This is a genomic window from Pseudomonas syringae (assembly GCF_000737245.1).
Classification (GTDB): Bacteria; Pseudomonadota; Gammaproteobacteria; order Pseudomonadales; family Pseudomonadaceae; genus Aquipseudomonas; species Aquipseudomonas syringae_J.
In genome coordinates this window covers 107,410-126,944 of sequence record NZ_JPQU01000019.1, presented here as the reverse complement: position 1 = coordinate 126,944, position 19,535 = coordinate 107,410, and the positions used below count along the sequence as shown (strand labels likewise).

The window sequence follows — 19,535 nt, the reverse complement described above, 5'->3', positions numbered from 1 at the left end:
ATCGTCAAGATTAAATTCCAGAACCCCATTTGCGAAAGCAGATGGGGTTTTGTTTGTCTGCTCGAAAAGCTCCAGTGCTCGCACTTTCTTATAGCGACGCATGTGTAAACTGGGGCCGCTTTCCCGATGTGGCTCGCTGTTTCTATGCAGTATCCATCTGCATGGCTATGATGCGAGCCTTCTTGCCTGGGCGATTACTAGATGCTGACGTTGTTGAAGCTCCTTGGGGATGGGAAATTCCATTCTGGCCAAGCCTTGGGTGATGCCTTGGGCGTGAGTCGTAGCGCCGTATGGAAGCAGTTGCAGCTTCTGGAGTCTGAGTTGGGAGTCGAAGTCCATAAAGTTCGGGGAAAAGGCTACCAGTTGGCTAGCCCTCTCGCGTTGTTGGATCATAAAGAAATTGGCGGCGCTGTAGGTGCCCCTGGTTGGCCGGTAATAATCTATGAATCCATAGACTCGACCAATGCTGCAGCTCTAAAGCTGATCGCTGATCGCTTCCCTGCTCCTTTTATCGTCATGGCTGAGCGTCAAACGGCTGGGCGAGGTCGACGAGGTAGGGCCTGGGCAAGTCCTTTTGGAGAGAATCTCTACTACAGCCTCGCCCTGCGTATCTCGGGCGGTATGCGTCAGATTGAAGGTCTGAGCCTGGTGGTGGGGTTGGCTGTGTTGAAAACCCTGCGAAACGCTGGCATACAAGGAGCCGGCCTGAAGTGGCCAAATGACGTGTTGGTCGGGCGTCGCAAGGTTGCCGGGATATTATTGGAGCTTGTTGGCGATCCCGCGGATGTATGTCACGTCATTATCGGCGTCGGAATAAACGTGAATATGCGTACTACTAGCCAGGTAGATCAGTTGTGGACATCTCTTAGGCTTGAGGTGGGTAGAGCGATTAACAGAAATGTGCTTGCGAATCAGTTGAGCGTAAACATTGATGAGTACCTGGCTATCCACCAAGAGCAGGGATTTGAATCTCTCAAAGATGAGTGGGAGTTCAATCATCTCTGGCAGGGGGCGGCTGTCAGCTTGCTCGCCGGATCGGAAGCTGTACATGGAGTGGTTCTGGGGATCGACTCGCAAGGTGCTCTCAGGTTGCAGGTGGGAGATGGCGAGAAAGTGTTCAGCGGTGGTGAGCTTAGCTTGAGGTTGCGCGATGATACTTGAGCTGGATTGCGGAAATAGCTTCATTAAGTGGCGAGTCATCAGCCGAGTATCATCCGAGGTGATCGCAGGCGGTGTGGTTGATTCTGGCGAGGCTTTACTTGCGGATGTATCTTGCATCGCTGGGCTGAGTCTTTGTTACAGCCGTCTCGTGAGTGTTCGCAGCGTCGAGGAAACGCTTAAGCTGAGCTCGGCCATAGCTCAGCGGTTCGGAGTGTCAACGGTTTGTGCGGCACCCTCCCCATTGTTGGCCGGAGTCTCCAATGGCTATGAGGAATATGACCGTCTAGGGATGGATCGTTGGCTCGCGTTGGTGGGGGCCTACAGTATCGCCGGGAAAGCTTGCGTTGTTCTGGATCTGGGCACGGCTGTTACCTCCGACTTCGTTGATTCTGGAGGGCAGCACCTTGGCGGTTTCATTTGCCCAGGCTTGCCCTTAATGCGCAGTCAGTTACGCACCCATACACGCCGCATACGCTATGACGATGCGGCGGCTGAACAAGCCCATTCTAGCTTTTTGCCAGGTCGATCGACTGCTGAGGCGGTGGAGCGCGGATGCGCTTTGATGATCAAGGGGTTTGTGGCCACTCAAGTGGACATTGCCCGGCAATATTGGGGGGGCGATTTTCTGCTTTTTATAACTGGTGGGGATGCTGAGTTGGTGAAGGATAGTATGGAGGGCGCGAAGTTAATGCCTGATCTAATCTTCGTCGGTCTCGCTTTGGCCTGCCCGTTTCCTTGAGGTTTTTATGAGGTGGTTATTTCTTTTGTTGTTGATGCTCAATGGGTTTTATTACGTTTGGCATCAGCAAGAGGCTCCGCTACGAGCGAAAGAGGTTTTACCTCTTTCGCTGCATCGGGCTGAGCAGCAAAATATTCGGCTGCTGACAGAGTCGGATGGGAGTGAGGAGCAGGGGCGCGATGCCCGGTCAGAAGAGACGTGTCTCTACCTAGGCGGTTTCATGCGTGAGAGAGAGGCTTTGGTTGTGGCGCAAAGGTTGACGAGTCTTGATGTGCACTCAGAGCTTCAGACGGTTTCACAGCCTGCCGGAACCGGATATTGGTTGAAAATAGAGCCTGCAAGTCGTCGGCTGGTGGGTGAGAGTCTGGTAGATAGCTTGGTTCAAGACTTTCCCCAATTAAAAAACAAAATAATGTTGTGTTCGGGCATTGCAACCTCTGAGTAGTTTGCATAGAATGGCGCCCGCTTCGCAGTGCTTGGTTGGTTGCAAGTTGCGGCAAAGCTAGAGTCAGCGTTTGTAACCTCAGGTTTTTACTGAGAAAAAGGTTGACAGAAGGGTGGCATGAGTTGAGAATGCTGCCTCGTTCAGGAGGGGTTCCCGAGCGGCCAAAGGGATCAGACTGTAAATCTGACGTCTACGACTTCGAAGGTTCGAATCCTTCTCCCTCCACCAAATTTTTAGCAATTGCAGCAAGTTTAGCGGGTGTAGTTTAGTGGTAGAACCTCAGCCTTCCAAGCTGATGATGCGGGTTCGATTCCCGCCACCCGCTCCAGATTTGCTGTAGATGTTCAGGTTTTGCTCTTGTAGCTCAGTTGGTAGAGCACACCCTTGGTAAGGGTGAGGTCAGCGGTTCGAATCCGCTCAAGAGCTCCATTATAAAGGCAGATATGCAAATATCTGCCTTTGTTTTACCGGCTGAATCGGTGTGGTTTTTGTCGGTGCGGCGTCGCGTATATTCAGCAATATGCTGAATGCGCTTGAAAATCTCTTGTTGGGCTGGCATATTGGTCGGCCTGATTTTGCTTTTAGGTCAGTAGCTCAATTGGCAGAGCGACGGTCTCCAAAACCGTAGGTTGGGGGTTCGATTCCCTCCTGACCTGCCAGATTCAATAGCTTGTATCTGGCTTTCTTTTCACAGGATTACCGTAGATGACTCTCAAGGCTGAAGCCCAAGAATCTCGCTTCGATCTGCTCAAGTGGCTGGTTGTGGTCGCTCTGGTAGTGGTCGGGGTTGTCGGTAATCAATACTACTCAGCTCAACCGATTCTGTATCGCGTCCTGGTTCTTCTTGTTTTGGCTGGGGTTGCTGCATTTGTAGGTCTGCAGACTGGTAGAGGTAAGGCTTTCTTTGTTCTAGCCAAGGAAGCGCGAGCCGAAATTCGTAAAGTCGTTTGGCCGACTCGCCAAGAAACCACGCAGACCACTCTGATTGTTGTGGCTGTTGTCCTGGTTATGGCGTTGCTGTTGTGGGGGCTTGATTCCCTGCTCGGCTGGCTTGTTTCCTTGATTGTTGGCTAAGGGTGTCCCGTGGCTAAGCGTTGGTACGTAGTGCATGCTTATTCGGGTTACGAAAAGCATGTAATGCGCTCGTTGATCGAGCGTGTGAAGCTGGCTGGCATGGAAGATGGCTTCGGCGAGATTCTGGTCCCCACTGAAGAAGTGGTGGAGATGCGTAACGGCCAGAAGCGCAAAAGTGAGCGTAAATTCTTTCCTGGCTATGTGCTGGTTCAGATGGATATGAACGAAGGTACCTGGCACTTGGTCAAGGATACCCCTCGCGTCATGGGTTTTATCGGCGGTACTGCTGATAAGCCTGCGCCCATCACAGATAAAGAAGCTGATGCGATCTTGCGTCGCGTAGCGGACGGTAGCGACAAGCCGAAGCCTAAGACTCTGTTTGAGCCGGGTGAGGTTGTTCGTGTTACCGACGGTCCGTTTGCAGATTTTAACGGCACAGTTGAAGAAGTTAATTACGAGAAGAGCCGGATTCAAGTCGCGGTGCTCATTTTCGGTCGTTCCACTCCGGTGGAGCTGGAGTTCAGTCAGGTCGAAAAGGTCTAGCTGAGCGAGAATCCCATACCCCGTAGCCATAGGCTGTGGGGTTTTTTCGTCACTGGGATAAACGTGCAAGTAACCGGGGAGCCTTGATTGGCGTTTGAACCCGTAATTGGAGTGCCTCATGGCCAAGAAAATTACCGCTTACATCAAGCTGCAAGTGAAAGCTGCTCAAGCTAACCCTAGCCCGCCAGTAGGTCCGGCCCTGGGTCAGCACGGCGTGAACATCATGGAATTCTGCAAGGCCTTCAACGCCCGTACTCAGGGTCTTGAGCCGGGTCTGCCGACTCCAGTGATCATCACTGTCTATAGCGACCGTAGCTTCACTTTCGAAACAAAGAGCACCCCTGCTTCGGTTCTGCTGAAGAAAGCTGCTGGTCTGACTAGCGGCTCGGCACGTCCGAACACCGTTAAAGTTGGCACCGTGACTCGTGCACAGCTGGAAGATATCGCTAAAGCAAAAAATGCGGATCTGACTGCTGCTGACATGGAAGCGGCCGTGCGTACTATCGCCGGTTCCGCTCGTAGCATGGGCCTTAACGTGGAGGGTGTGTAATGGCTAAGCTGACTAAGCGCCAAAAAGCTATCGCGGCTAAAATCGAGCCGGGCAAATCGTACAGCTTCACCGACGCAGCTACCCTGCTGGCCGAGCTGTCGACCGTCAAGTTCAGCGAGTCTGTTGACGTTGCTGTAAACCTTGGTGTTGACCCGCGTAAATCTGACCAGGTTGTACGTAGCGCTACTGTGCTGCCGCACGGCACTGGCAAGACTGTTCGCGTTGCTGTGTTCACCCAGGGCCCTGCTGCTGAGGCCGCTCTGGCTGCCGGCGCGGATCGCGTTGGTATGGACGACCTGGCTGCCGAAATGAAAGGCGGCGACCTGAACTATGACGTAGTAATCGCTTCTCCGGATGCGATGCGCGTTGTTGGTCAGTTGGGTCAGATCCTTGGCCCACGTGGCCTGATGCCTAACCCTAAAGTCGGCACTGTTACTCCTGACGTTGCTAACGCCGTCAAGAATGCCAAGGCTGGTCAGGTTCGTTATCGCACCGACAAAAACGGCATCATCCACACTTCAGTTGGCAAGGTCGGTTTCGACGCAGTCAAGCTGAAGGAAAACGTTGAAGCTCTTATCGCTGATTTGAAGCGTATCAAGCCAGCTTCTTCGAAAGGCATCTACGTTAAGCGCGTTACATTGAGCACCACTATGGGCCCAGGCCTGGTGATCGATCAGGGTTCCCTGGACGCGTAAGACACCATTGGTGCGTTCGCCGCGCCAATGAAAAATTGGGGTCCCTGCCTGGCGGGGGCTATCCAAGACCGTAGGCGACGCAAGTCTTAAAAAACAAGCCTACGCAGATGGTGCTCCCGGTTCCTTACCGAATCAGACACCAAAACGACATCCGGCTTCGGCCAGGTGAAACGGTAACAAGCAGGAGTTAAACCCGTGGCAATTAAACTCGAAGACAAGAAGGCCATCGTCGCTGAAGTCAACGAGGCTGCCAAAGTCGCTCTGTCTGCTGTCGTGGCTGATGCCCGTGGCGTGACAGTAAGCGCAATGACCGGACTCCGTAAAGAGGCTCGTGAAGCTGGCGTTTACGTACGTGTTGTACGTAACACCCTGCTCAAGCGTGCAGTTGAAGGTACTGATTACAGTGTCCTCAACGACGCGTTCACTGGCCCGACCTTGATCGCTTTCTCCAACGAACATCCTGGCGCTGCTGCCCGTTTGTTCAAAGAGTTCGCTAAAGGTCAGGACAAGTTCGAGATCAAGGCAGCTGCGTTCGAGGGCAAGTTCCTCGCAGCTAATCAGATCGACGTACTGGCAACCTTGCCGACCCGTGACGAAGCAATCTCCCAGCTGATGAGCGTGATTCAAGGCGCTACCAGCAAGTTGGCTCGTACTCTGGCGGCTATTCGCGACCAAAAAGAAGCGGCCGCAGCCTAAGGCTCCGTACCTTCTTTCGCGTATTTTTGTTTATTTCGATGGTCGCGTAGGCCGTCCCCAATTCAGGAATTAGATTCATGTCTATCTCTCAAGACGATATCCTCAACGCAGTTGGCGAAATGTCCGTTCTGCAGGTTGTTGAGCTGATCAAAGCCTTTGAAGAAAAGTTCGGTGTTACTGCCGCTGCTGCTTCTGCTGGTCCAGCTGCTGCTGCCGCTGTTGTTGAAGAGCAAACTGAATTCAACGTCATGCTGCTGGAAGCTGGCGAGAAGAAAGTTAACGTGATCAAGGCTGTACGTGAGCTGACTGGTCTGGGCTTGAAAGAAGCCAAGGCTGTAGTTGACGGCGCTCCAGCAATGGTTCTGGAAGCAGTTGCGAAAGACGCTGCTGACAAAGCCAAAGCTACGCTGGAAGAAGCAGGCGCTAAAGTCGAGCTGAAGTAAGTATCGACTTTGAGTGTCCAGCCCGAGCGTTAAGCGAAAGGCTGATGGCTGGTGGCTCTTGCCACCGGCCTTTTTCCGTTATAGATGACTGGCTAGGCTGGCATCCGTGACGTGTAAAAACCACCGGTGATGGTGGCGCAAACCAAGGGGTTTGCACGATTTTCTGGCTGCTCCCGTCGGGAGGAGCCAAACAAGCAGGTGACCAAGCTGGGGAACGCTGATGGCTTACTCATATACTGAGAAAAAACGTATCCGCAAGGACTTTAGCAAGTTGCCGGACGTAATGGATGTGCCGTATCTCCTGGCCATCCAGCTGGATTCGTATCGCGAATTCCTGCAAGCGGGAGCGACCAAAGATCAGTTCCGCGACGTCGGTCTGCATGCAGCCTTCAAATCCGTTTTCCCGATCATCAGCTACTCCGGCAATGCTGCGCTGGAGTATGTAGGTTATCGCTTGGGCGAACCGGCATTTGATGTCAAAGAGTGCGTGCTGCGCGGTGTGACTTACGCTGTACCTCTGCGAGTAAAAGTCCGTCTGATCATTTTCGACAAAGAATCGTCGAACAAAGCGATCAAGGACATCAAAGAGCAAGAAGTCTACATGGGTGAAATCCCCCTGATGACTGAGAACGGTACCTTCGTTATCAACGGTACCGAGCGCGTTATCGTTTCCCAGCTGCACCGTTCCCCGGGCGTGTTCTTCGACCACGACCGCGGCAAGACGCACAGCTCCGGCAAGCTGCTTTACTCCGCTCGTATCATTCCTTATCGCGGCTCATGGCTGGACTTCGAGTTCGATCCAAAGGACTGTGTATTCGTCCGTATCGACCGTCGTCGCAAGCTGCCTGCTTCGGTATTGTTGCGCGCGCTGGGCTACACGACCGAACAGGTTCTGGACGCTTTCTACACCACCAACGTATTCCATGTGCAAGGTGAGAACCTCAGCCTGGAACTGGTGCCTCAGCGCCTGCGCGGCGAAATTGCCGTCCTGGATATCCTGGACGACAAGGGCAAGGTTATTGTCGAGCAGGGTCGCCGTATCACCGCTCGCCACATTAACCAGCTGGAAAAAGCCGGTATCAAGCAGTTGGAAGTACCTCTGGACTACGTCCTGGGTCGCACCACTGCCAAGGTGATCGTGCATCCAGCCACCGGCGAGATCATCGCTGAGTGCAACACCGAGCTGAACACTGAAATCCTTGCCAAGATTGCCAAGGCTCAGGTTGTTCGCATCGAGACGTTGTACACCAACGATATCGACTGTGGTCCGTTCGTATCTGACACGCTGAAGATCGACTCCACCAGCAACCAGTTGGAAGCTCTGGTCGAGATCTACCGCATGATGCGTCCTGGCGAGCCGCCTACCAAAGACGCAGCAGAAACGCTTTTCAACAATTTGTTCTTCAGTCCTGAGCGGTATGACCTCTCGGCTGTTGGTCGGATGAAGTTCAACCGTCGCATCGGTCGTACCGAGATCGAAGGTTCGGGCGTTCTGTGCAAAGAGGATATCGTCGCCGTTCTCAAGACGCTGGTTGATATCCGCAACGGTAAAGGCATCGTCGACGATATCGACCACTTGGGTAACCGTCGTGTTCGCTGTGTTGGCGAAATGGCTGAAAACCAGTTCCGTGTTGGCCTGGTGCGTGTTGAGCGTGCGGTCAAAGAGCGTCTGTCGATGGCCGAAAGCGAAGGCCTGATGCCTCAGGACCTGATCAACGCCAAGCCAGTTGCTGCTGCTGTAAAAGAGTTTTTCGGCTCCAGCCAGCTTTCGCAGTTCATGGACCAGAACAACCCGCTGTCTGAGATCACTCTCAAGCGTCGTGTTTCTGCACTCGGCCCTGGCGGTTTGACTCGTGAGCGTGCTGGTTTTGAAGTTCGTGACGTACACCCGACTCACTATGGTCGTGTATGCCCGATCGAAACGCCTGAAGGTCCGAACATTGGTCTGATCAACTCGTTGGCCGCTTATGCGCGTACCAACCAGTACGGTTTCCTCGAGAGCCCGTACCGTGTTGTTAAAGACGCACTGGTAACTGACGAGATCGTGTTCCTGTCGGCTATCGAAGAAGCGGACCACGTTATTGCCCAGGCTTCTGCGGCAATGAACGACAAGAAGGTCCTGATCGACGAGCTGGTGGCTGTTCGTCACTTGAACGAATTCACCGTCAAGGCTCCAGAAGACGTGACGCTGATGGACGTTTCGCCGAAGCAGGTTGTTTCGGTAGCGGCCTCGCTGATCCCGTTCCTCGAGCACGACGACGCCAACCGTGCGTTGATGGGTTCCAACATGCAGCGTCAGGCTGTTCCAACCTTGCGTGCTGACAAGCCGCTGGTAGGTACTGGCATGGAGCGCAACGTGGCTCGCGACTCCGGCGTTTGCGTCGTGGCTCGTCGGGGCGGCGTTATCGACTCCGTTGATGCAAGCCGTATCGTGGTTCGTGTTGCAGATGATGAAGTTGAAACCGGTGAAGCCGGTGTCGACATCTACAACCTGACTAAATACACCCGCTCCAACCAGAACACCTGCATCAACCAGCGTCCGCTGGTGAGCAAAGGTGACCGGGTTGAGCGTAGCGACATCATGGCTGACGGTCCGTCCACCGATATGGGTGAGTTGGCTCTGGGTCAGAACATGCGCATCGCGTTCATGGCGTGGAACGGCTTCAACTTCGAAGACTCCATCTGCCTGTCCGAACGTGTTGTTCAGGAAGACCGCTTTACCACGATCCACATTCAGGAACTGACCTGTGTGGCACGTGACACCAAGCTTGGGCCCGAAGAGATCACTGCAGACATCCCTAACGTGGGTGAAGCTGCACTGAACAAACTGGACGAAGCCGGTATCGTTTACGTTGGTGCCGAGGTTGGCGCTGGTGACATTCTGGTCGGCAAGGTCACTCCGAAAGGCGAGACTCAGCTGACTCCGGAAGAAAAACTCTTGCGCGCTATCTTCGGTGAGAAGGCCAGCGACGTTAAAGACACCTCCCTGCGTGTACCAACTGGTACCAAAGGTACTGTCATCGACGTTCAGGTCTTCACTCGTGACGGCGTTGAACGTGATGCTCGTGCACTGTCCATCGAGAAGACTCAGCTCGACGAGATCCGCAAGGACTTGAACGAAGAGTTCCGTATCGTTGAAGGTGCGACTTTCGAACGTCTGCGCTCTGCTCTGGTTGGCCGCAAGGTCGAAGGCGGCGCTGGTCTGAAGAAAGGTCAGGACATCACCGACGAAATCCTCGACGGTCTTGAGCATGGTCAGTGGTTCAAGCTGCGCATGGCTGAAGATGCTCTGAACGAGCAGCTCGAGAAGGCTCAGGCTTACATCGTTGATCGTCGCCGTCTTCTGGATGACAAGTTCGAAGACAAAAAACGCAAACTGCAGCAGGGCGATGACCTGGCTCCGGGCGTTCTGAAAATCGTCAAGGTTTACTTGGCAATCCGTCGTCGCATCCAGCCGGGCGACAAGATGGCCGGTCGTCACGGTAACAAAGGTGTGGTCTCCGTGATCATGCCGGTTGAAGACATGCCGCACGATGCCAATGGCACCCCGGTCGACATCGTCCTTAACCCGCTGGGCGTACCTTCGCGTATGAACGTTGGTCAAATTCTCGAAACCCACCTTGGCCTCGCGGCAAAGGGCTTGGGCGAGAAGATCAACCGCATGCTCGAAGAGCAGCGTAAAGTTGCTGATCTGCGTAAGTTCCTGACCGAGATCTATAACGAAATCGGCGGCCGCCAAGAGAAGCTGGAAGACTTTAGCGATAAAGAAATCCTGGATCTGGCGAAGAACCTGCGTAACGGCGTACCTATGGCTACCCCGGTGTTCGACGGTGCGAAGGAAGTTGAAATCAAGGCAATGCTCAAGCTGGCAGATATGCCAGAAAGCGGCCAGATGCAGCTGTTCGATGGTCGTACCGGCAACAAGTTCGAGCGTCCGGTTACCGTTGGCTACATGTACATGCTGAAGCTGAACCACTTGGTGGACGACAAGATGCACGCGCGTTCCACTGGTTCTTACAGCCTGGTTACCCAGCAGCCGCTGGGTGGTAAGGCTCAGTTCGGTGGTCAGCGTTTCGGGGAGATGGAGGTGTGGGCGCTGGAAGCATACGGCGCGGCCTACACTCTGCAAGAAATGCTCACAGTGAAGTCGGACGATGTGAACGGCCGTACCAAGATGTACAAAAACATCGTGGATGGCGATCACCGTATGGAGCCGGGCATGCCCGAGTCTTTCAACGTGTTGATCAAAGAAATTCGTTCGCTCGGCATCGATATCGATCTGGAAACCGAATAACACGTGACGCGAATCGAGGGTGGGTCTGTATGACTGCCCTCTGCTCCGCCAGGAGGAAAGGCCTTGAAAGACCTACTGAATTTGCTGAAAAACCAGGGTCAAGTCGAAGAGTTCGACGCCATCCGTATTGGATTGGCATCGCCTGAGATGATCCGTTCGTGGTCGTTCGGTGAAGTTAAAAAGCCGGAAACCATCAACTACCGTACGTTTAAACCTGAACGTGACGGCTTGTTCTGCGCCAAGATTTTTGGTCCGGTCAAGGATTACGAGTGCCTGTGCGGTAAGTACAAGCGCCTGAAACACCGTGGTGTGATCTGCGAAAAGTGCGGCGTTGAAGTTGCACTGGCCAAGGTACGTCGTGAGCGTATGGCTCACATCGAACTGGCATCGCCTGTTGCCCACATCTGGTTCCTGAAGTCGCTGCCATCCCGTATCGGCTTGCTGATGGACATGACCCTGCGTGATATCGAACGCGTTCTCTACTTCGAGAGCTACGTCGTCATCGATCCGGGCATGACCACCCTTGAAAAAGGTCAGCTGCTGAACGACGAGCAGTATTTCGAAGCGCTGGAAGAGTTCGGTGATGATTTCGACGCCCGCATGGGTGCTGAGGCCGTCCGCGAACTGCTGCACGCTATCGATCTGGAACACGAGATTGGTCGTTTGCGTGAAGAAATTCCGCAAACCAACTCCGAAACCAAAATCAAGAAGCTGTCCAAGCGTCTGAAGCTGATGGAAGCCTTCCAGGGTTCAGGCAACCTGCCTGAGTGGATGGTTCTGACCGTTCTGCCGGTTCTGCCGCCAGATCTCCGTCCATTGGTTCCGCTGGATGGTGGTCGTTTCGCAACTTCCGACCTCAACGATCTGTATCGTCGAGTGATCAACCGTAACAACCGTTTGAAGCGCCTGCTTGATCTGTCCGCTCCGGACATCATCGTGCGCAACGAAAAGCGTATGTTGCAGGAAGCTGTCGATGCACTGCTCGACAACGGCCGTCGCGGTCGCGCCATCACTGGCTCGAACAAGCGTCCTCTGAAATCCCTGGCTGACATGATCAAGGGTAAGCAGGGTCGTTTCCGTCAGAACTTGCTCGGTAAGCGTGTTGACTACTCGGGCCGTTCGGTAATTACCGTTGGTCCGACCCTGCGTCTGCACCAGTGCGGTCTGCCGAAGAAAATGGCTCTCGAGCTGTTCAAACCGTTCATTTTCGGCAAGCTGGAAATGCGTGGCCTGGCCACGACCATCAAAGCTGCGAAGAAAATGGTCGAGCGTGAGCTGCCAGAGGTTTGGGACGTTCTCGCCGAAGTAATTCGTGAACACCCGGTGCTTCTCAACCGTGCACCAACTCTTCACCGTCTGGGCATTCAGGCGTTTGAGCCGGTACTGATCGAAGGTAAGGCTATTCAGCTGCACCCTCTGGTCTGTGCCGCGTACAACGCCGACTTCGACGGCGACCAGATGGCTGTACACGTACCGCTGACGCTGGAAGCCCAGCTCGAAGCGCGTGCGCTGATGATGTCGACCAACAACATCCTGTCGCCAGCGAACGGTGAGCCAATCATCGTTCCTTCCCAGGACGTTGTATTGGGTCTGTACTACATGACTCGTGAAGCGATCAACGCCAAAGGCGAAGGTCGTGTATTTGCTGATCTGCAGGAAGTTGACCGTGTATTCCGTGCCGGCGAAGCCGCGCTGCATGCCAAGGTTAAAGTGCGGATCAACGAAACGGTCAATGACCGTGACGGCGGCAGCGTAAGCGGCACCCGTATTGTCGACACCACCGTTGGCCGTGCCCTGCTGTATCAGGTTGTGCCAAAAGGCCTGTCGTACGACGTGGTCAACCAGCCGATGAAGAAAAAGGCGATCTCCAAGCTGATCAACCAGTGCTACCGCGTGGTTGGTTTGAAAGAGACCGTTATCTTCGCCGACCAGTTGATGTACACCGGTTTTGCCTACTCGACGATTTCGGGTGTTTCCATCGGCGTTAACGACTTCGTTATCCCTGATGAAAAAGCTCGCATCATTGATGCCGCTACCGAAGAAGTTAAAGAGATCGAAAGTCAGTACGCCTCGGGCTTGGTAACTCAGGGCGAGAAGTACAACAAGGTAATCGACCTTTGGTCCAAGGCGAACGACGAAGTCTCGAAAGCGATGATGTCGAACCTGTCCAAAGAGCGCGTTATCGACCGTCACGGCGTCGAAGTTGATCAGGAATCCTTCAACTCGATGTACATGATGGCTGACTCCGGCGCACGGGGTTCGGCGGCACAGATTCGTCAGTTGGCGGGTATGCGTGGTCTGATGGCCAAGCCGGACGGCTCGATCATTGAGACGCCGATTACTGCTAACTTCCGTGAAGGTTTGAGCGTACTTCAGTACTTCATCTCGACTCACGGTGCTCGTAAGGGCCTTGCGGATACCGCATTGAAGACAGCTAACTCCGGTTATCTGACTCGTCGTCTGGTGGACGTTGCCCAGGATCTGGTCGTTACCGAAGTCGACTGCGGTACCGAACACGGTCTGCTGATGACTCCGCACATTGAAGGCGGCGACGTTGTTGAGCCGTTGGGCGAACGCGTACTGGGTCGAGTAATCGCCCGTGACGTTTTCAAGCCTGGCACCGACGAAGTCATCGTGCCTGCAGGTACGCTGGTAGACGAGAAGTGGGTTGAGTTCATCGAGCTGAACAGCATCGACGAAGTTATCGTTCGCTCGCCAATCAGCTGCGAAACCCGCTATGGCATTTGCGCCAAGTGCTACGGCCGTGATCTGGCTCGTGGTCACCAGGTGAACATTGGTGAAGCTGTCGGCGTAATCGCTGCACAGTCCATCGGTGAGCCGGGGACCCAGCTGACGATGCGTACGTTCCACATCGGTGGTGCGGCAAGCCGGACCTCCGCAGCCGACAGCGTTCAGGTGAAGAATGGCGGTACCGTCCGTCTGCACAACCTGAAGCACGTTGAGCGAGTAGATGGTCACCTGGTTGCTGTATCGCGTTCCGGTGAGCTGGCAATCGCTGATGACTACGGCCGTGAGCGTGAGCGTTACAAGCTGCCTTACGGTGCAGTCATTTCGGTCAAGGAAGGCGACAAGGTCGACGCTGGTTCGATTGTTGCCAAGTGGGATCCGCACACCCACCCAATCGTTACCGAAATGAAAGGTACCGTGACCTACGTGGGCATGGAAGAAGGCATCACGATCAAGCGTCAGACCGACGAACTGACCGGTATGACCAACATTGAAGTTCTGGATGCTAAAGACCGTCCAGCAGCGGGCAAAGACATTCGTCCGGCTGTGAAGATGGTGGGTGTTGATGGCAAGGATCTGTTGCTGCCAGGTACTGATGTGCCTGCTCAGTACTTCCTGCCGGCTAACGCATTGGTTGGTGTCGCGGATGGTGTGCAGGTTGCGATCGGTGATGTTATCGCGCGTATCCCGCAAGAAACTTCGAAAACCCGTGACATCACCGGTGGTCTGCCGCGTGTTGCCGACTTGTTCGAAGCCCGTCGTCCGAAAGAAGCCTCGATTCTGGCTGAAGTTAGCGGCACCATCGCGTTCGGTAAGGAAACCAAAGGCAAGCGCCGTCTGGTTATTACCCCGAACGATGGCAGTGATCCGTACGAAGAGCTGATTCCGAAGTGGCGTCACCTGAACGTCTTCGAAGGCGAACAGGTAAACCGCGGCGAAGTTATCTCCGACGGCCCGAGCGATCCGCATGACATCCTGCGTTTGCTGGGTGTGAGTGCACTGGCCAAGTACATCGTTAACGAGATCCAGGACGTTTACCGTCTGCAAGGCGTGAAGATCAACGATAAGCACATCGAGACCATTCTGCGTCAGATGCTGCGTAAAGTTGAGATTGCCGAATCTGGTGATTCCACCTTCATCAAAGGTGACCAGATGGAGTTGACTCACGTGCTGGTAGAAAACGAGCGTCTGACCGCTGACGAGAAATTTGACGCCAAGTTCACTCGTGTTCTGCTGGGTATCACCAAAGCTTCGTTGTCCACTGAGTCGTTCATCTCCGCGGCCTCTTTCCAAGAGACAACCCGAGTACTGACCGAAGCAGCGGTAACAGGTAAGCGCGATTACCTGCGCGGCCTGAAAGAAAACGTGGTTGTTGGTCGTCTGATCCCGGCCGGTACCGGTCTGGCATATCACAGCGAGCGTAAGCGTCGCCGTGAAGTAGACAAGCCGTTGCGTGTCAGCGCTAGCGAAGTCGAAGCTGCATTGACTGAAGCGTTGAACTCCAGCGGTAATTGAGCGTAAGGCCCTGGTCTTTCTTTCTTATCGAGTGACAGGTAAATTCTGTCGCCCGATGAGAGGAGAGCCGGGGCTTTGCCTTGACTGGGGGCGAGATCCTCTTTAGACTCTTGTACCCCTAAATTTGGCGGGACTCGCGTCCTGCCATTTTGCTTTTCTTGCAAGACAATAGCGTCGCAAGACAACAGTGGAGCTAGTAGATGGCAACTATCAACCAGCTGGTACGTCAGCCGCGTAAGCGTATCGTCGAGAAATCCGACGTGCCTGCGCTGCAGAACTGCCCGCAACGTCGTGGCGTATGCACCCGTGTGTATACCACCACGCCGAAAAAACCTAACTCGGCACTGCGTAAAGTATGCCGTGTGCGCCTGACCAACGGTTTCGAGGTTTCCTCGTACATCGGTGGTGAAGGTCACAACCTGCAAGAGCACAGCGTGGTCCTGATTCGTGGCGGTCGTGTAAAAGACTTGCCAGGTGTTCGTTACCACACCGTTCGCGGTTCTTTGGATACTTCCGGCGTTAAAGGTCGTAACCAGGGTCGTTCGAAGTACGGTACCAAGAAGCCTAAGTAGTAGCGGCTTCCTGTGACAAAAAAAGCAGATTTCTATTTTTCTGAGTCGATAAGAGTAAGGTCGGGCGCACCCAGTAGGGTGGTGGTCCCGAGCTAACCTGAAGACCGTTTGAGGGCTTATCCATGCCAAGAAGACGCGTAGCAGCCAAGCGCGAAGTGCTTGACGATCCAAAATACGGAAGCCAAATTCTGGCCAAGTTCATGAACCACGTAATGGAAAGCGGCAAGAAAGCCGTTGCCGAGCGTATCGTTTATGGCGCGCTGGAAAAGGTTAAAGAACGCAAGAACAGCGACCCCCTGGAAATCTTCGAGAAAGCTCTCGACGCCATCGCTCCGCTGGTCGAAGTGAAGTCGCGCCGTGTAGGCGGTGCTACTTACCAGGTCCCGGTTGAAGTTCGTCCGTCCCGTCGTAATGCATTGGCAATGCGCTGGCTGGTAGACTTCGCGCGCAAGCGCGGTGAGAAGTCTATGGCTCTGCGTTTGGCTGGTGAACTGTTGGACGCCGCTGAAGGTAAAGGTGCTGCAGTTAAGAAGCGTGAAGACGTGCACCGTATGGCTGAAGCCAACAAGGCTTTCTCGCACTACCGCTTCTAATTCTGGTGTCACTAATTTTGCGAGGGCTTTATGGCTCGTACTACTCCGATTAACCGCTACCGTAACATTGGTATCGTTGCTCACGTGGATGCTGGTAAAACCACCACCACTGAGCGCGTCCTTTTTTACACTGGCGTAAACCACAAAATGGGCGAGGTGCATGATGGCGCCGCGACCATGGACTGGATGGTGCAAGAGCAGGAGCGGGGTATTACCATTACTTCCGCTGCTACGACTGCATTCTGGGCTGGCTCCGTCAAGCAGTTCGAGAAGCATCGCTTCAACATCATCGATACTCCGGGTCACGTTGACTTCACTATTGAAGTAGAGCGCTCCCTGCGCGTGCTCGATGGCGCGGTCGTTGTGTTCTGCGGTACCTCGGGTGTTGAGCCTCAGTCGGAAACCGTATGGCGTCAAGCCAACAAATACGGTGTTCCGCGTCTTGTTTATGTAAACAAGATGGACCGTGCTGGCGCGAACTTCCTGCGCGTGATCGGTCAGATCAAGCAGCGTCTAGGTCACACTCCGGTTCCAATCCAGTTGGCGATCGGTGCTGAAGACAACTTCCAGGGTCAAATCGATCTGATGACCATGGAAGCGGTTTACTGGGATGACGCTGACAAGGGCATGGCCCCTCGTCGCGAAGCTATCCCTGCCGAGCTGCAAGAGTTGGCTGAAGAATGGCGCAGCAACATGGTTGAAGCGGCCGCTGAAGCCAACGAAGAGCTGATGAACAAATACCTCGAAGGTGAAGAACTCACCATCGCGGAAATCGAAGGCGCTTTGCGTCAGCGTACTATCGCTGGTGAAATCGTTCTCGCTGTTTGCGGTTCTTCCTTCAAGAACAAGGGCGTTCCCCTGGTTCTCGATGCGGTGATCAAGTACCTGCCTGCTCCAGTGGACATTCCTGCCATCAAGGGTTCCGACCCGGATGACGAGACTGTTGAAATGGAGCGTCATGCAGACGACAACGAGCCGTTCTCGGCTCTGGCGTTCAAGATCGCTACCGACCCATTCGTGGGTACTTTGACCTTTGCTCGCGTTTACTCGGGCGTGTTGAGCTCCGGCGACGGCGTGATCAACTCGGTTAAAGGCAAGAAAGAGCGTGTTGGTCGTATGGTGCAAATGCACGCGAACACACGTGAAGAGATCAAAGAAGTACGCGCTGGCGACATCGCTGCTTTGATCGGCATGAAGGACGTCACCACTGGTGATACCCTCTGCTCGGCTGACAAGCCAATCATCCTGGTTCGTATGGACTTCCCGGAGCCGGTTATCTCGGTTGCCGTAGAGCCTAAAACCAAGGATGACCAGGAAAAAATGGGTATCGCTCTGGGCAAGCTTGCTCAGGAAGACCCGTCTTTCCGCGTCAAAACTGATGAAGAGACTGGTCAAACGATCATCTCTGGCATGGGCGAATTGCACCTGGACATCCTGGTTGACCGGATGCGCCGTGAGTTCAACGTCGAAGCCAACATCGGTAAGCCACAGGTTTCCTATCGTGAGAAGATCACGAAGGCTTGTGAGATCGAAGGCAAGTTTGTTCGTCAATCCGGCGGTCGTGGTCAGTTTGGCCATTGCTGGATTCGTTTTGCGCCGGCTGACGAAGGTCAGGAAGGTCTGCAATTCGTGAACGAAGTGGTAGGTGGTGTTGTTCCTAAGGAATACATCCCTGCTATCCAGAAGGGTATCGAAGAGCAGATGAAGAACGGTGTTGTTGCCGGCTATCCGCTGATCGGCCTGAAGGCTACCGTTTTCGATGGTTCTTACCACGACGTCGACTCCAACGAGATGGCGTTTAAGGTGGCAGCCTCCATGGCGACCAAGCAACTGGCTACCAAAGGTGGTGGTGTAGTTCTTGAGCCGATCATGAAGGTTGAAGTTGTAACACCTGAGGACTACATGGGTGACGTGATGGGTGACCTGAACCGTCGTCGTGGTCTGATCCAGGGTATGGAAGATACGGTTTCTGGCAAAGTGATTCGCGCCGAAGTACCGTTGGGTGAGATGTTCGGTTATGCGACCGACGTTCGCTCCATGTCTCAGGGTCGCGCGAGCTACTCCATGGAATTCTCCAAATACTCCGAAGCTCCGTCGAATGTCGTCGAAGCTATCGTTAAAAAACAAGGCTGATTCAGCCCCTTTAGGCTAGGAGTTCACTGTCGTGGCTAAAGAAAAATTTGAACGTAACAAACCGCACGTCAACGTTGGCACCATCGGTCACGTTGACCACGGTAAAACCACTCTGACTGCTGCTCTGACTCGCGTCTGCTCCGAAGTTTTCGGTTCGGCTAAAGTCGACTTCGATAAAATCGATAGCGCACCAGAAGAAAAAGCTCGCGGTATCACCATCAACACCGCTCACGTTGAATACGATTCGGCCGTTCGCCACTACGCGCACGTTGACTGCCCAGGTCACGCCGACTACGTAAAAAACATGATCACCGGTGCTGCTCAGATGGACGGCGCTATTCTGGTTTGTTCCGCTGCTGACGGCCCGATGCCTCAGACTCGCGAGCACATCCTGCTGTCCCGTCAGGTTGGCGTTCCGTACATCGTTGTCTTCCTGAACAAGGCTGACATGGTAGACGACGCTGAGCTGCTGGAGCTGGTTGAGATGGAAGTGCGCGATCTGCTGAGCACTTACGACTTCCCGGGCGACGACACTCCGATCATCATCGGTTCTGCTCTGATGGCTCTGAATGGCCAAGACGACAACGAGATGGGCACCACTGCCGTCAAGAAACTGGTTGAGACTCTGGATAGCTACATCCCAGAACCAGTTCGTGCTATCGACAAGCCGTTCCTGATGCCAATCGAAGACGTATTCTCGATTTCGGGTCGCGGTACTGTTGTTACCGGTCGTGTTGAGCGTGGCATCATCAAGATCCAGGAAGAAGTAGAGATCGTGGGTCTGCGTGACACCACCAAAACTACTTGCACTGGCGTTGAGATGTTCCGCAAGCTGCTGGACGAAGGTCGTGCTGGTGAGAACTGTGGCGTTCTGCTGCGTGGCACCAAGCGTGACGACGTTGAGCGTGGTCAGGTTCTGGTTAAGCCAGGTACCGTTAAGCCGCACACTCAGTTCGAAGCAGAAATCTATGTTCTGAGCAAAGAAGAAGGCGGCCGTCACACGCCGTTCTTCAAAGGCTACCGTCCACAGTTCTACTTCCGTACTACCGACGTAACTGGTAGCTGCGAACTGCCGGAAGGCGTTGAGATGGTTATGCCAGGTGATAACGTTAAAGTTAACGTTACCCTGATCAAGCCAATCGCAATGGAAGATGGTCTGCGTTTCGCAATTCGTGAAGGCGGTCGTACCGTCGGCGCTGGCGTCGTAGCCAAAATCGTTGCGTAAGCAATGATTTGATAAAAAGCCCCCGCTTGCGGGGGCTTTTTTATTGGGTTGACACTCAGTCAGCCCATCTATAGAATTGCGCCTCCTTTAAACGGGCGTATTGCGCTCG

General features: G+C 54.1%; 15 protein-coding genes and 4 tRNA genes. All 19 read left to right on the top strand.

Translation table 11 applies throughout. The annotated features are described in order from the left end of the window. Window positions 1-201: 201 nt before the first annotated feature. Window positions 202-1,161, top strand: coding sequence for a bifunctional biotin--[acetyl-CoA-carboxylase] ligase/biotin operon repressor BirA (birA, locus tag IV01_RS20010; protein WP_032626533.1), 960 nt, complete (start codon window positions 202-204; stop codon window positions 1,159-1,161). Next, window positions 1,151-1,900: a pantothenate kinase gene (locus tag IV01_RS20015; protein ID WP_032626530.1), complete on the top strand. Its 750-nt coding sequence runs from the start codon at window positions 1,151-1,153 to the stop codon at window positions 1,898-1,900. Before birA ends, IV01_RS20015 begins: the two co-directional genes overlap by 11 nt. A 7-nt stretch (window positions 1,901-1,907) precedes the next feature. After that, window positions 1,908-2,345, top strand: coding sequence for a hypothetical protein (locus tag IV01_RS20020; protein ID WP_032626528.1), 438 nt, complete (start codon window positions 1,908-1,910; stop codon window positions 2,343-2,345). 143 nt (window positions 2,346-2,488) lie between these two features. Further along, window positions 2,489-2,573: transfer RNA gene (locus tag IV01_RS20025), tRNA-Tyr, on the top strand. A 26-nt stretch (window positions 2,574-2,599) separates the two neighbouring features. Continuing rightward, window positions 2,600-2,673, top strand: a tRNA-Gly gene (locus tag IV01_RS20030). Between the two features lie 25 nt (window positions 2,674-2,698). Further along, window positions 2,699-2,774 (top strand) — tRNA-Thr (locus tag IV01_RS20035). A 154-nt stretch (window positions 2,775-2,928) separates the two neighbouring features. Then, a tRNA-Trp gene (locus IV01_RS20040) sits at window positions 2,929-3,004 on the top strand. A gap of 46 nt (window positions 3,005-3,050) precedes the next feature. Continuing rightward, on the top strand, window positions 3,051-3,419 hold the full coding sequence (gene secE / locus IV01_RS20045) for a preprotein translocase subunit SecE (RefSeq protein ID WP_032626526.1): 369 nt from the start codon (window positions 3,051-3,053) through the stop codon (window positions 3,417-3,419). Between the two features lie 9 nt (window positions 3,420-3,428). Continuing rightward, the gene (gene nusG, locus IV01_RS20050) at window positions 3,429-3,962 is read left to right on the top strand and encodes a transcription termination/antitermination protein NusG (RefSeq protein WP_020290714.1); all 534 of its coding nucleotides are present in this window, start codon (window positions 3,429-3,431) and stop codon (window positions 3,960-3,962) included. 118 nt (window positions 3,963-4,080) lie between these two features. Beyond that, window positions 4,081-4,512, top strand: a complete 432-nt coding sequence (gene rplK / locus IV01_RS20055; RefSeq protein ID WP_020290713.1) for a 50S ribosomal protein L11 — start codon at window positions 4,081-4,083, stop codon at window positions 4,510-4,512. Continuing rightward, window positions 4,512-5,207, top strand: coding sequence for a 50S ribosomal protein L1 (rplA, locus tag IV01_RS20060; RefSeq protein WP_032626524.1), 696 nt, complete (start codon window positions 4,512-4,514; stop codon window positions 5,205-5,207). Before rplK ends, rplA begins: the two co-directional genes overlap by 1 nt. Before the next feature lie 195 nt (window positions 5,208-5,402). Continuing rightward, window positions 5,403-5,903 (top strand): 50S ribosomal protein L10, encoded by a 501-nt coding sequence (gene rplJ / locus IV01_RS20065; RefSeq protein ID WP_032626522.1) that lies wholly within the window; start codon window positions 5,403-5,405, stop codon window positions 5,901-5,903. 77 nt (window positions 5,904-5,980) lie between these two features. Further along, the gene (gene rplL, locus IV01_RS20070; protein WP_032626521.1) at window positions 5,981-6,346 is read left to right on the top strand and encodes a 50S ribosomal protein L7/L12; all 366 of its coding nucleotides are present in this window, start codon (window positions 5,981-5,983) and stop codon (window positions 6,344-6,346) included. A 220-nt stretch (window positions 6,347-6,566) separates the two neighbouring features. Beyond that, window positions 6,567-10,640, top strand: coding sequence for a DNA-directed RNA polymerase subunit beta (rpoB, locus tag IV01_RS20075; protein ID WP_032626519.1), 4,074 nt, complete (start codon window positions 6,567-6,569; stop codon window positions 10,638-10,640). A gap of 63 nt (window positions 10,641-10,703) precedes the next feature. Then, window positions 10,704-14,903: a DNA-directed RNA polymerase subunit beta' gene (gene rpoC / locus IV01_RS20080; RefSeq protein ID WP_032626517.1), complete on the top strand. Its 4,200-nt coding sequence runs from the start codon at window positions 10,704-10,706 to the stop codon at window positions 14,901-14,903. A 200-nt stretch (window positions 14,904-15,103) separates the two neighbouring features. After that, window positions 15,104-15,475: a 30S ribosomal protein S12 gene (gene rpsL / locus IV01_RS20085; RefSeq protein WP_002555494.1), complete on the top strand. Its 372-nt coding sequence runs from the start codon at window positions 15,104-15,106 to the stop codon at window positions 15,473-15,475. Between the two features lie 122 nt (window positions 15,476-15,597). After that, window positions 15,598-16,068, top strand: a complete 471-nt coding sequence (gene rpsG / locus IV01_RS20090; protein WP_002555493.1) for a 30S ribosomal protein S7 — start codon at window positions 15,598-15,600, stop codon at window positions 16,066-16,068. A gap of 30 nt (window positions 16,069-16,098) precedes the next feature. Then, entirely contained in the window at window positions 16,099-18,201 is a 2,103-nt protein-coding gene (fusA, locus tag IV01_RS20095; RefSeq protein ID WP_032626514.1) for an elongation factor G, read from the top strand. 31 nt (window positions 18,202-18,232) lie between these two features. After that, a complete protein-coding gene (tuf, locus tag IV01_RS20100; RefSeq protein WP_024687033.1) occupies window positions 18,233-19,426 on the top strand; it encodes an elongation factor Tu in 1,194 nt (397 codons plus the stop codon). The last annotated feature ends 109 nt before the right edge of the window (window positions 19,427-19,535 follow it).

Coding starts and splice junctions, on each gene's coding strand:
- rplL (WP_032626521.1), top strand. CDS start 5,981: ATGTCTATCTCTCAAGACGATATCCTCAACGCAGTTGGCGAAATGTCC.
- IV01_RS20020 (WP_032626528.1), top strand. CDS start 1,908: ATGAGGTGGTTATTTCTTTTGTTGTTGATGCTCAATGGGTTTTATTAC.
- rpoB (WP_032626519.1), top strand. CDS start 6,567: ATGGCTTACTCATATACTGAGAAAAAACGTATCCGCAAGGACTTTAGC.
- fusA (WP_032626514.1), top strand. CDS start 16,099: ATGGCTCGTACTACTCCGATTAACCGCTACCGTAACATTGGTATCGTT.
- birA (WP_032626533.1), top strand. CDS start 202: ATGCTGACGTTGTTGAAGCTCCTTGGGGATGGGAAATTCCATTCTGGC.
- rpsL (WP_002555494.1), top strand. CDS start 15,104: ATGGCAACTATCAACCAGCTGGTACGTCAGCCGCGTAAGCGTATCGTC.
- rpsG (WP_002555493.1), top strand. CDS start 15,598: ATGCCAAGAAGACGCGTAGCAGCCAAGCGCGAAGTGCTTGACGATCCA.
- rplK (WP_020290713.1), top strand. CDS start 4,081: ATGGCCAAGAAAATTACCGCTTACATCAAGCTGCAAGTGAAAGCTGCT.
- rplA (WP_032626524.1), top strand. CDS start 4,512: ATGGCTAAGCTGACTAAGCGCCAAAAAGCTATCGCGGCTAAAATCGAG.
- secE (WP_032626526.1), top strand. CDS start 3,051: ATGACTCTCAAGGCTGAAGCCCAAGAATCTCGCTTCGATCTGCTCAAG.
- IV01_RS20015 (WP_032626530.1), top strand. CDS start 1,151: ATGATACTTGAGCTGGATTGCGGAAATAGCTTCATTAAGTGGCGAGTC.